The 12,727-nt window shown below is 54.6% G+C and carries 11 protein-coding genes; all 11 read left to right on the forward strand.

What is annotated here, in order from left to right:
- Nucleotides 1–307: 307 nt before the first annotated feature.
- The 11 genes from rho (at nucleotide 308) to wecG (ending at nucleotide 12,721) form a co-directional block, all read left to right on the forward strand.
- Nucleotides 308–1,567 carry a transcription termination factor Rho gene (gene rho / locus HHI26_RS23140; RefSeq protein ID WP_056234711.1) on the forward strand — a complete coding sequence of 420 codons (1,260 nt, stop codon included), beginning with the start codon at nucleotides 308–310 and terminating at the stop codon, nucleotides 1,565–1,567.
- Between the two features lie 288 nt (nucleotides 1,568–1,855).
- A complete protein-coding gene (wecA, locus tag HHI26_RS23145; RefSeq protein ID WP_133846870.1) occupies nucleotides 1,856–2,959 on the forward strand; it encodes a UDP-N-acetylglucosamine--undecaprenyl-phosphate N-acetylglucosaminephosphotransferase in 1,104 nt (367 codons plus the stop codon).
- A gap of 30 nt (nucleotides 2,960–2,989) precedes the next feature.
- Nucleotides 2,990–4,018, forward strand: a complete 1,029-nt coding sequence (gene wzzE, locus HHI26_RS23150; RefSeq protein WP_133846869.1) for an ECA polysaccharide chain length modulation protein — start codon at nucleotides 2,990–2,992, stop codon at nucleotides 4,016–4,018.
- 48 nt (nucleotides 4,019–4,066) lie between these two features.
- Nucleotides 4,067–5,197 carry a UDP-N-acetylglucosamine 2-epimerase (non-hydrolyzing) gene (gene wecB, locus HHI26_RS23155; RefSeq protein WP_159338529.1) on the forward strand — a complete coding sequence of 377 codons (1,131 nt, stop codon included), beginning with the start codon at nucleotides 4,067–4,069 and terminating at the stop codon, nucleotides 5,195–5,197.
- Nucleotides 5,194–6,456, forward strand: a complete 1,263-nt coding sequence (wecC, locus tag HHI26_RS23160) for a UDP-N-acetyl-D-mannosamine dehydrogenase (RefSeq protein ID WP_171149780.1) — start codon at nucleotides 5,194–5,196, stop codon at nucleotides 6,454–6,456. Before wecB ends, wecC begins: the two co-directional genes overlap by 4 nt.
- Nucleotides 6,456–7,151 (forward strand): dTDP-4-amino-4,6-dideoxy-D-galactose acyltransferase, encoded by a 696-nt coding sequence (gene rffC / locus HHI26_RS23165; RefSeq protein WP_159338530.1) that lies wholly within the window; start codon nucleotides 6,456–6,458, stop codon nucleotides 7,149–7,151. The genes wecC and rffC overlap by 1 nt, the downstream gene beginning before the upstream one ends.
- Nucleotides 7,148–8,278, forward strand: coding sequence for a dTDP-4-amino-4,6-dideoxygalactose transaminase (gene rffA, locus HHI26_RS23170; RefSeq protein ID WP_171149781.1), 1,131 nt, complete (start codon nucleotides 7,148–7,150; stop codon nucleotides 8,276–8,278). Before rffC ends, rffA begins: the two co-directional genes overlap by 4 nt.
- A gap of 1 nt (nucleotide 8,279) precedes the next feature.
- A complete protein-coding gene (gene wzxE, locus HHI26_RS23175) occupies nucleotides 8,280–9,530 on the forward strand; it encodes a lipid III flippase WzxE (RefSeq protein WP_133846864.1) in 1,251 nt (416 codons plus the stop codon).
- Nucleotides 9,527–10,603 (forward strand): TDP-N-acetylfucosamine:lipid II N-acetylfucosaminyltransferase, encoded by a 1,077-nt coding sequence (locus HHI26_RS23180; RefSeq protein ID WP_171149782.1) that lies wholly within the window; start codon nucleotides 9,527–9,529, stop codon nucleotides 10,601–10,603. The genes wzxE and HHI26_RS23180 overlap by 4 nt, the downstream gene beginning before the upstream one ends.
- Complete coding sequence (gene wzyE, locus HHI26_RS23185) at nucleotides 10,600–11,946, forward strand: ECA oligosaccharide polymerase (RefSeq protein WP_133846862.1); 1,347 nt, start codon at nucleotides 10,600–10,602, stop codon at nucleotides 11,944–11,946. Before HHI26_RS23180 ends, wzyE begins: the two co-directional genes overlap by 4 nt.
- A gap of 34 nt (nucleotides 11,947–11,980) precedes the next feature.
- Entirely contained in the window at nucleotides 11,981–12,721 is a 741-nt protein-coding gene (gene wecG, locus HHI26_RS23190; protein ID WP_159338534.1) for a lipopolysaccharide N-acetylmannosaminouronosyltransferase, read from the forward strand.
- The last annotated feature ends 6 nt before the right edge of the window (nucleotides 12,722–12,727 follow it).

Here is a 12,727-nt window from a genome sequence, read left to right on the forward strand (position 1 = left end):
CATTAAGCATGCTAAGTTAAATCTACTGCACTACGCACTTGCCTTGTAGTTTGAATCTTTAGAATTACTCCTTGTTGAACACAGTATTCATCAAAAGTCTTACAGACGTTCAGCAATCTGACGGTTAGTATCAACTGATTTCCGGCTTCTTGTCCTCACCGTCTCCTCGTCTCAGATTTGCGTTTTCCTGCACGTGATCATCGAGTGGACTTCGGAACCAAGAACCAATTAAACAGGCATGGATCTTTCGCCATACCATTCACGACAAACAGTTCATGTTTTACCCCGAGTTTAAGAACCCACCATTATGAATCTTACCGAATTAAAAAATACGCCGGTTTCTGACCTGATTACCCTCGGCGAAAATATGGGGCTGGAAAACCTGGCGCGCTTGCGCAAACAGGACATTATCTTCGCCATCCTTAAGCAACACGCGAAAAGTGGCGAAGACATCTTCGGCGACGGCGTACTCGAGATATTGCAGGATGGATTTGGTTTCCTCCGCTCAGGAGACAGCTCCTACCTCGCCGGTCCCGATGATATCTACGTTTCCCCCAGCCAAATCCGCCGCTTCAACCTCCGCACAGGTGACTCCATCTCTGGCAAGATTCGCCCGCCAAAAGAAGGTGAACGTTACTTTGCACTGCTGAAAGTTAATGAAGTTAACTACGACAAACCGGAAAATGCCCGTAATAAAATCCTGTTTGAAAACTTAACGCCGCTGCATGCCAATTCTCGTCTGCGCATGGAGCGTGGCAACGGTTCTACCGAAGATTTGACCGCTCGCGTACTGGATTTGGCTTCGCCGATCGGTCGTGGTCAGCGTGGTCTGATCGTGGCTCCTCCGAAAGCCGGTAAAACTATGCTGCTGCAGAACATCGCGCAGAGCATTGCTTACAACCACCCAGACTGCGTGCTGATGGTGTTGCTGATTGACGAGCGTCCGGAAGAAGTGACCGAGATGCAGCGTCTGGTTAAAGGTGAAGTTATCGCTTCAACCTTCGATGAACCTGCATCCCGTCACGTTCAGGTTGCTGAGATGGTGATCGAAAAGGCCAAGCGTCTGGTTGAGCACAAGAAAGACGTGATCATCTTGCTGGACTCCATCACCCGTCTGGCGCGTGCCTACAACACCGTGGTTCCTGCTTCCGGCAAGGTACTGACCGGTGGTGTGGATGCCAACGCCCTGCATCGTCCGAAGCGTTTCTTCGGTGCTGCGCGTAATGTGGAAGAGGGCGGAAGCCTGACCATCATCGCCACCGCACTGGTTGATACCGGTTCGAAGATGGATGAAGTGATCTACGAAGAGTTTAAAGGTACAGGTAACATGGAACTGCATCTGGCGCGTAAAATCGCCGAGAAACGTGTGTTCCCTGCTATTGACTACAATCGCTCCGGTACGCGTAAAGAAGAGTTGCTTACCACGTCCGAAGAGCTGCAGAAGATGTGGATCCTGCGCAAGATTATTCACCCAATGGGCGAAATCGACGCGATGGAATTCCTTATCAACAAGCTGGCGATGACGAAAACCAATGATGATTTCTTCGACATGATGAAACGTTCATAACAGGTCGTTGGGCTGCGGGCAGACGCCGAACTGATCGTCTGGCCATACCGCAGTCGTCAAATTAAGTACAAAACTCGGGTAACGCCACGCATAGTCGTGGCGTTTTTTGTTTTTGGCCTATAGGCTATCCTGATCTGGGAGAATTAATCTAAAGAACGGCACGGGATACTGATCAATGGGGATATTGATTATGCTTGTCCCGGTGAATAAAATTCAGAATTGAAGAGATGTTATTGGCACAAATATTGCTTATAACATTGTGCAATTCTTAGCAGAGAGCTGGATAATGTGAATTTACTCAATATGAGTACAGAACTTGGCCTGACTTTTTTATTTTCATTGGTGTTTCTTTTCTTTGCACGTAAAGCGGCTAACAAAATTGGATTGGTGGACAAGCCCAATTATCGCAAACGTCACCAGGGGGCTATTCCGCTGGTAGGCGGTATCTCTGTGTTTGCAGGCAGCTGTTTTGCTTTTGCATTGACGAATTTCTACATACCTCACTCAGTGCTATATCTGGCGTGTGCCGGGTGCCTGGTACTGGTGGGGGCGCTTGATGATCGTTATGACATTAGTGTGAAATTCCGCGCGGTGGTACAGGCGGGTGTCGCCATTGTCATGATGATGAAAGCTAAACTTTACCTGCTAAGCCTGGGCTACATCTTTGGCCCATGGGAACTGGTGGTAGGGCCGTTCGGCTATGTGCTGACGCTGTTTGCTGTCTGGGCTGCGATCAACGCCTTCAATATGGTGGACGGCATCGACGGACTGCTGGGCGGTTTATCCTGTGTGACGTTCCTGGCGATGGGGGTCATCCTCCAGTTTGACGGGCAGAGCAGCCTTGCCATGTGGTGCTTTATCATGATTGCAGCCATCGTGCCCTACATCCTGTTGAATCTGGGAATGTTTGGCCGCCGCTATAAAGTCTTTATGGGCGATGCTGGCAGCACGGTTATTGGCTTCACAATTATCTGGATCCTGTTAGAAGCGACCCAGGGTCAGAACCATCCCATCACGCCAGTGACGGCGCTCTGGCTGATTGCGATTCCATTAATGGATATGGTCGCCATTATGTATCGCCGTCTGAGCAAAGGGATGAGCCCCTTCTCCGCAGATCGCCAACATATTCACCATCTGATCATGCGCGCCGGTTTTACTTCGCGTCAGGCGTTTGTCCTGATCACCGCGGCTGCGGCCCTGCTGGCTATCGTTGGTGTGCTGGGCGAGTACCTTTCATTTGTCCCTGAGTGGATGATGCTGGTTCTGTTTCTGCTGGCCTTTATGCTCTACGGCTACTGCATTAAACGCGCGTGGCGCGTGGCGCGCATGATCAAACGGTTTAAACGCCGTCTGCGAAATAACAATAATGACAGCAAATCTCCTACTGACTGACCTATGCCCTGACGACAAGGAAACAGATGTATGACCTATCCTGACGCTGCAGATAACGAGTTGGATATTCGTGGCCTTTGCTGCACGCTATGGCGCGGTAAGTTATGGATTATTGCGGGTGGTGTGCTCTTTGCCCTGCTGGCCTGGATCTATTCGTTGCTGGTGACGCCGAAGTGGAGCACCACGGCGATTGTGGATCGTCCTACGGTGAATATGTTGTCCGGGTTTTATTCCCAGCAGCAGTTTCTCAATAATCTGGATATTCGTGCTGGCAGCCTGACCGTGGCTCCGCCGACGGTGATGGATGAAGCGTATCAGGAGTTTATGATGCAGCTTTTTGCCTGGGATACGCGTCGTGACTTCTGGCTACAGTCCAGCTATTACCAGCAGCGTAAAAGCGGCAAGACCGGTGAAGACGCCGCCTTACTGGATGAAATGATTGCCAATATCCAGTTCCAGCCCGCCGATAATGCGAAAAATATCAACGATACCGTCAGGTTGATCGCGGAAACAGCAGCAGATGCGAATACCCTGCTGCGCCAGTATGTTGCCTTTGCTAATGCCCGTGCTACCACGCATCTCAATGAAGAACTCGCCGCTGCCTGGGCTGCGCGCAGTATTCAGTTAAAGGCGCAGATTAAGCGTCAGGAAGCGGTTGCCAAAGCCATTTACGACCGTCAGATCAACAGCATCGGACAGGCGCTGAAAATTGCGCAGCAGCAGGGCTTTGAACAAGCAAAAACACAGACCCCTTCCGAGCAATTACCGGACTCTGAAATGTTCATGCTGGGCAGGCCAATGTTGCAGGCGCGGTTGGAAAATCTGCGTGCAACGGGCCCATCCTACGATCTGGAGTACGATCAAAACCGGGCTATGCAGGCGACACTGAATGTCGGTCCTACGTTGGTAAAATCATTCCAGACCTGGCGTTATCTGCGCACACCGGAAGAGCCAGTAAAACGTGACAGCCCACGCCGTGTATTACTGATGATTATGTGGGGCACGGTAGGCGTGCTACTGGGTGCCGGGACTGCGCTGGTGCGCCGCTCTCGCCGTTAAGGGCACTGAATAAGTGCTGTTAAACCATTTCGAATTAAGAGAGTCACGGTGAAAGTATTAACGGTTTTTGGCACGCGTCCCGAAGCGATAAAAATGGCACCTCTGGTGCATGCGCTGGCGCAGGATGAGGACATTGAGTCGCGCTTATGCGTGACCGCACAGCATAGGGAAATGCTCGATCAGGTATTGCACCTGTTTTCCATCGTGCCGGATTACGATCTTAATATCATGCAACCAGGCCAGGGTTTGACCGAGATCACCAGCCGTATTCTGGAGGGTTTGAAGACGGTATTTGCCGATTTCACCCCAGATGTGGTGCTGGTTCACGGCGATACCACGACTACGCTGGCTGCCAGCCTCGCGGCGTTTTACCACCGAATTCCGGTGGGGCACGTGGAAGCGGGGCTGCGCACGGGTGATCTTTGGTCGCCGTGGCCAGAAGAAGCGAACCGTACGCTGACCGGTCATCTTGCCAGCTACCACTTCACCCCGACCGCCAGTTCGCAGCAGAATCTGTTGCGTGAAAATCTGCCCGCATCCCGTATTTTCGTGACGGGCAACACCGTGATTGATGCGCTGTTCTGGGTGCGTGATCGCGTACTCAGTGACGATGCGCTGAGAAATAGCCTGGCAGCTCGCTACCCGTTCCTGGATGCGGATAAAAAGTTGATTCTGGTCACCGGCCACCGTCGTGAAAGTTTCGGTGGCGGCTTTGAGCGTATCTGTAACGCGCTGGCTGAAATTGCACGTCTGCACCCCGACACGCAGATTGTCTATCCCGTGCATCTCAACCCGAATGTCAGCGAGCCGGTAAACCGCATTCTGCGCGGTATAGATAATATTATTTTAATTGAACCGCAGGAGTACCTGCCTTTTGTCTGGCTGATGGATCGCGCCTGGCTGATCCTGACGGATTCCGGTGGTATTCAGGAAGAAGCGCCATCGCTCGGTAAACCGGTGCTGGTGATGCGTGATGCCACCGAACGCCCTGAGGCGCTGGCAGCAGGCACCGTCAAACTGGTGGGCACAGACGGCGCGAAGATCGTCAGCGAAGTGACCCGTCTGCTCACCGATGAGGACGCGTGGCATGCAATGAGCCGCGCCCATAACCCTTATGGTGACGGGCTGGCCTGCCAGCGTATTGTGCAGGCTCTCAAAAATAATCGGATAACATTATGAGTTTCAATACTATTTCAGTGATCGGTCTGGGTTACATCGGCCTGCCTACCGCTGCCGCTTTTGCTTCGCGCCAGAAGCCGGTGATCGGCATTGATATCAATGCGCACGCGGTCGAAACCATCAACCGTGGCGAGATCCACATTGTCGAACCGGACCTCGATCGCGTGGTGAAAACGGCCGTTGAAGGCGGGTGGTTACGCGCAGCTATGCAACCACAGGCTGCCGATGCTTATCTGATTGCTGTGCCGACACCCTTTAAAGGCGAGCACCAGCCGGATATGGCTTACGTGCAGGCGGCGGCCGTGTCGATTGCCACGGTGTTAAAAAAGGGTGATCTGGTGATCCTGGAATCGACCTCACCTGTTGGCGCTACCGAACAGATGGCGGCATGGTTGGCGGCGGCTCGCTCGGATCTGACGTTCCCACAGCAGGCCGGTGAAAACGCGGATATCCAGGTGGCCTACTGCCCGGAGCGCGTGTTACCTGGCCAGGTGATGGTTGAACTGTTTAAAAACGACCGTGTGATTGGTGGTATGACGCCACGCTGTTCACAGCGCGCCTGCGAGCTGTACAACATCTTCCTGGAAGGCGAGTGCGTGGTGACTAACTCGCGCACCGCTGAGATGTGCAAATTAACCGAAAACAGCTTCCGCGACGTCAATATTGCCTTCGCGAACGAGCTGTCACTGATCGCGGCCGATCAGGGTATTAACGTCTGGGAGTTGATCCGGCTGGCCAATCGGCACCCGCGTGTCAATATTCTGCAACCTGGACCGGGTGTGGGCGGGCACTGCATTGCGGTCGATCCATGGTTTATCGTGGCACAGAATCCGGTACAAGCACGTTTGATCCGTACCGCGCGTGAAGTCAACGACAGCAAGCCGCACTGGGTGCTGGAGCAGGTTCAGCGCCAGGTGGCCGACTGCCTGATGAGCAACAACAAACGCGCCAGCGAGCTGAAAATCGCCTGCTTTGGTCTGGCGTTTAAACCCGATATTGATGATCTGCGGGAAAGCCCGGCGGTACAGGTCACCAAAATGATTGCCGACTGGCATCAGGGCACCACGCTGGTGGTGGAGCCTAACGTGCAGCAACTTCCGGCAAAATTGCAGGACAGCGTGACGCTGATGACGTTGGACGATGCGCTGCAACAGGCCGATGTGCTGGTGATGCTGGTGGACCATCGTGATTTTAAAGCCATTGATCCGACAGCCGTCAGCCAGCAATGGATTGTTGATACGAAAGGTGTCTGGCGTTAGTGAAAGCGACGCTTAAACCCCTGGCGTGGGAAAACGCCTTCTTTGGATGTCACAGTGCCCTGCTTGAATTGCACGGTGATACACCGCTTGATAGCGCGCAACTCGACAGCTATACGCTGGTGCAGGTCAAAGTACTGGCTCAACAGAGTTCAGAGCTGGATGCCCTGAGCGCGTTGGGGTTTCGCCTGGTGGAAGGGGAAGCAGACTGCGTGCTGGGTATCACCCCTGTTGAACGCCCGACGGGCATTCGTATTGCCCGCTCTGAGCATATCCCCATGCTGCGGCAGGTGGCTGAAGAAGCGTTCATCTACAGCCGTTTTCGCGCGCCCTGGTATGCGCCGGGCGACAGCGGGCGTTTTTATGCGCAGTGGGTGGAAAATGCCGTACGCGGCACCTTTGATCACCAGTGCCTGCTGGCGGTGGATGAGCAGGGCGCGATGCAGGGCTTTGTGTCGCTGCGTGAGCTGGAAGACGGCACGGCACGCATTGGCCTGCTGGCTGTAGTGCCAGCCGCGCAGGGGCTGGGCATTGGCCAGCGGCTGATGAACGCAGCTAATGACTGGTGCCGCGCGCGCCGACTGACACGGCTTCATGTCGCAACGCAACTGGGCAATGTTGCCGCGCTGCGACTCTATCTTCGCTGCGGTGGCGTGATTGAACGCACCGCCTACTGGTTATACAGGGAAACGCCATGATTCCGTTTAATGCGCCACCGGTGGTGGGAACTGAACTTGAATATATGCAGTCGGCAATGGGCAGCGGCAAACTCTGCGGCGACGGCGGTTTTACCCGTCGCTGCCAACAGTGGATGGAGCAGCGCTTCGGCAGCCGCAAAGTCCTGCTGACCCCCTCCTGCACCGCATCGCTGGAGATGGCGGCCATCCTGATCGACATTCAGCCCGGTGATGAAGTGATCATGCCGAGCTACACGTTTGTCTCTACGGCCAACGCCTTCGTGCTGCGCGGTGCAACGATTGTGTTTGTCGATGTGCGTCCGGATACCATGAACATCGATGAGTGCCTGATAGAAGCCGCGATCACCGATAAAACCAAAGCCATCGTGCCTGTACATTACGCGGGCGTTGCCTGCGAGATGGACACCATTATGGCGCTGGCGAAAAAGCACCAACTGTGGGTGGTGGAAGATGCTGCGCAGGGCGTGATGTCGACTTACAAAGGCCGGGCGCTGGGCAGCATCGGTCATATCGGCTGCTTTAGCTTCCACGAAACTAAAAACTATACCGCGGGTGGTGAAGGCGGTGCGACGCTGGTCAACGACGCGTCCCTGGTCGAGCGTGCTGAAATCATTCGTGAAAAAGGGACCAACCGCAGCCAGTTTTTCCGCGGCCAGGTGGATAAATACACCTGGCGTGATATCGGCTCCAGCTACCTGATGGCGGATTTGCAGGCAGCATATCTCTGGGCGCAGCTGGAGGCAGCGGAACGCATTAACCAGCAACGTTTGCGCCTGTGGCAGACCTACCACGATGCGTTGCAGCCGTTGGCCGCACGTGGGCGCATTGAGCTGGCAAGCATACCCGCCGAGTGTGAACACAATGCCCATATGTTTTATCTGAAGCTGCGTGACCATGATGACCGCAGCGCGCTGATTGCATGGCTGAAAGAGGCCGAAATCCTGGCGGTGTTCCACTATATTCCGCTGCACAGCTCACCCGCGGGGCAGCGCTTTGGCCGTTTCCACGGTGAAGACCATTTCACCCAGACAGAGAGCGATCGCCTGCTGCGTTTGCCGCTGTTCTATAACCTTTCTGATAATAATCAGAAAACGGTGATCAACTCCTTACTGAGCTATTTCTCCTGATATGTCACTGGCAAAAGCGTCAGTGTGGACGGCAGCCTCCACGCTGGTAAAAATTGTCGCCGGTTTGCTGGTGGTGAAAATGCTGGCGGTCTCTTACGGGCCGGCGGGTGTCGGACAGGCGGGGAATTTTCGTCAATTGATTACCGTGCTCGGCGTACTGGCCGGAGCCGGCATTTTTAACGGCGTCACAAAGTATGTGGCGCAGTATCAGCAGCAGCCTGAACAGCTGCGTGCCGTTACTGGCACTGCATCGTCAATGGTGCTGGGATTCTCATTGCTGCTGGCGCTGGTGTTCCTGCTGTTCGCCGCGCCCATCAGTCATGCACTGTTTGGTCATGACCGCTATCAGCAGGTAATCCGTATCGTCGCCTTCCTGCAAATGGGCATCGCCTGGGCTAATCTGGCGCTGGCGATCATGAAAGGTTTTCGTGATGCGGCAGGTAATGCATGGTCGCTGATTATCGGCAGCCTGACCGGCGTTGCTGCATGGTTTGTCTGCTACAAGCTGGGAGGTTACAGCGGTGCACTGATCGGGCTGGCGATGGTGCCTGCGCTGGTGGTGGTGCCGGCAGTGGTTTTGCTGGTGCGTCGCGAGCATCTGCCAATGCGCTATCTGCTGCCCGCCTGGCAGCCGGAGTTCGTGGCTCTGCTGGGTAAGTTTACGCTGATGGCACTGATCACCGCTGTGACGTTGCCCGTGGCGTGGATGATGATGCGTAACCTGCTGGCACAACATGCGGGGTGGGAACAGGTTGGGTTGTGGCAGGGCGTCAGCAGTATCTCGGATGCCTACCTGCAATTTATCACGGCGTCTTTCAGCGTGTATCTCCTGCCCACCTTGTCACGCCTGCAGCACAAGGCTGAGATTTCACGTGAAATTCTGAAGGCGCTGCGTTTCGTACTGCCGGTGGTCGCCGCCGTGAGTTTAACCGTCTGGTGGCTGCGTGATGTGGCTATCTGGCTGCTGTTCTCCCGTGAGTTTGCGGCCATGCGCGACCTGTTTGTCTGGCAGTTGACGGGCGATGTACTCAAAGTGGGTTGCTACGTTTTTGGCTATCTGGTCATCGCGAAGGCATCGCTGCGTTTTTATGTGCTGACGGAAGTGAGCCAGTTTATCTTGCTCACCGGCTTTTCCCGCTGGCTGATCCCGCTGCATGGTGCAGCCGGTGCGGCTCAGGCGTATATGGCGACCTATATCGCTTATTTTGCACTCTGTGCAGGCATTTTTATTATTTACCGTAGACGAGTATGACCAGAGTAATCCACCTTTTAGGCTCAGACATCCCTCATCATAACCAGACGGTGTTGAGCTTCTTTGATCAACAGCTGCATGACGTGGTGCCCGTGGCAGCCGCGCGCGAGTTCTGGCTGGTGAGCGCACTGCCTGAGATGGCGCAGCCCTTTACGCGGCTGAATATCCGTGTTTTTGCGAATAAAGCGGCGCTCGCTGCTGCTGTGATTACCACCGGACGCCGTGAGCGTGACACGCGCTTTTTCTGCCACGGTCAGTTCAATCCTCGCTTGTGGCTGGCGCTGTTGTCCGGCCAGCTTAAGCGCTCTCAGATCTATTGGCATATCTGGGGGGCCGATCTGTATGAAGATTCGACCCGCCTGAAATTCCGGCTGTTCTATCTGCTGCGGCGTCAGGCACAAAAACGTGTGGCACAGGTGTTTGCCACCCGAGGTGATATTAATCACTTTCATCAGCGGCATCCGAAGGTTCCGGCTTCTTTACTCTATTTCCCGACACGGCTGGCACAGAATGTGCAAAGCAGTGATGAGCCGCAGGGGCAGCTGACCCTTCTGCTCGGTAATTCAGGGGATGCCAGCAACCGACATATTCAGGCATTGCAGTCCATCCATCAGCAGTTTGGCGATAATGTGCGAGTGAAAGTGCCGCTGGGCTACCCCGCCAATAACGAGGCGTATATTCAGCGTGTGCGCGACGCAGCCGCGGCGTTGTTTGCCCCGGGTGTCGTTGAGCTCCTGACCGAGAAGCTGGCGTTCAGCGATTATCTGAAATTGATCGCCCGTTGCCACCTTGGCTATTTTATTTTTGAACGCCAGCAGGGTATCGGTACGCTGTGTCTGTTGATGCAGGCCAATGTGCCCTTTGTACTTAACCGAAAGAACCCGTTCTGGCAGGATCTGGCAGAACAACAGGTGCCGGTGTTGTTTGAGGGCGATCCGTTGGATGCAGCGACAGTGAAAGAGGCGCGGCGTCAGATGATGTTGCTGGATAAATCACATATTGCCTTTTTCGAGCCGGGCTACCTGAGCGGCTGGCAGCAGGCACTGCGTCGGGTAGAAGGGGACACCGCATGACGTTATTACAGTTTGCCGGGCTGCTGGTGGTGTATCTGTGCTGCTGTGGTTTTATTCTCACGCTGACCTGGCGCGAGTTTCGTCGTGTGCGCTTCAACTTCAACGTATTTTTCTCGCTGCTGTTTCTGCTGACGTTCTTCTTCGGCTTCCCGCTGACCTGCATGTTGGTGTTTGGATTTGATGTTGACGTGGTGCCGCCGGAGTATTTGCTCCAGGCGTTACTGTCAGCGGGCTGTTTCTACGCTATTTACTACGTCAGCTATAAAACCCGGCTGCGGGCGAAGCATCGGGCACCCCCTCGTCAGGTATTTACGATTAACCGTATTGAAGCCCATCTGACCTGGGGCATTCTGGCGCTGGTAGCGCTGGGAACCGTCAGTGTGTTCTTCCTGCACAATGGTTTCCTGCTCTTCAAGCTGCACAGCTACAGCCAGATTTTCTCGGCGGATGTCTCCGGCGTGGCGTTGAAGCGTTTCTTCTACTTCTTTATCCCGGCGATGCTGGTGATCTACTTCCTCAAGCAGGACAAGCGGAGCTGGCTGCTGTTTCTGGTCAGTACCGTAGCGTTTGGGCTGCTGACGTACATGATTGTTGGGGGCACCCGCGCCAACATCATTATTGCTTTTGCCCTGTTCCTGTTTATCGGCATTATTCGTGGCTGGATTACCCTGTGGATGCTAGTGCTGGCGGGGATTGGCGGGATTGTCGGCATGTTCTGGCTGGCGCTGAAGCGCTATAACCTCGATGTTAGCGGCGCGGAGGCGTTTTACACCTTCCTCTATCTGACCCGCGATACCTTCTCGCCGTGGGAGAACCTCGGCCTGCTGCTGCAAAATTATGACAAAATCGATTTCCAGGGGCTGGCACCAATCTGGCGTGACTTCTACGTGTTTATTCCCAGTTGGTTGTGGCATGACCGTCCTTCCATTGTGCTCAACAGCGCGAACTACTTTACGTGGGAAGTGCTGGATAACCACTCCGGGCTGGCCATCTCGCCCACATTAATCGGTTCGCTGGTGGTGATGGGCGGGGCGCTGTTTATTCCGCTGGGGGCGGTTGGCGTTGGGCTGATTATTAAGTGGTTCGACTGGTTATACGAAAAAGGCCAGCAAGAGCAGAATCGCTATAAAGCAGCGATTCTGCAAAGCTTCTGCTTTGGTGCCGTGTTCAACATGATCGTGCTGGCACGGGAAGGGCTGGATTCATTTGTTTCGCGCGTGGTGTTCTTCTGCGTGATTTTCGCGTTCTGTGTGGTGGTGGCGAAGCTGCTGTACTGGCTGCTGGACACCGCGGGTTTAATCCGTGCCCGTGTTCCGGTTCGTCCGCTGTCGACCCAACCGTAACGCTTGCCAGGCGATTTGTTTTGAAGGAATGTCCATGAGTGTTTCTGTAACCGTGCCGCAATATCGGATCCGCGGGATAACGCTGTCAGGCTTTAGTGATATGGCGCAGTTTGTTGATTACCTCAATCAACAGGGTGAGCTGAAAACCGGCACGCTGGTAGCGATCAACGCGGAGAAAGTGCTGACCGCAGAAGCCGATGCGGCGGTGTATCAGTTGATTGATGCCGCAGAATACAAATATGCCGATGGCATCAGCATCGTGCGCTCTATCCGCAAGAAGTATCCGCAGGCGCAGGTATCGCGCATTGCCGGAGCCGATCTGTGGGAAGCACTGATGGAGCGTGCCGGGCGTGAGGGAACGCCGGTTTTTCTCATTGGAGGCAAACCGCCGGTTCTTGCGCAGACCATCGATAAGTTGCGTCGCCAGTGGAATGTGAACATTGTCGGATCGCAGGATGGGTTCTTCACGCCGGACCAGCGCGACGCACTCTTTACGCGCATCCGGGAGAGCGACGCGAAACTGGTGACGGTGGCGATGGGGTCACCACGGCAGGAGATTCTGATGCGTGACTGCAAAGCCAGCTATCCGGATGCGCTGTATATGGGCGTGGGCGGCACCTACGACGTGTTTACCGGCCAGGTGAAGCGTGCGCCTAAGATATGGCAGCGAATGGGCCTTGAGTGGCTGTATCGCCTGATTTCACAGCCTTCACGCCTGAAACGTCAGCTCAGATTGCTGAAATACCTCAAATATCACTGGCGCGGCGATCTTTAATCAATC

It is taken from the genome of Erwinia sp. JH02, assembly GCF_013074405.1.
Lineage (GTDB): Bacteria > Pseudomonadota > Gammaproteobacteria > Enterobacterales > Enterobacteriaceae > Erwinia > Erwinia rhapontici.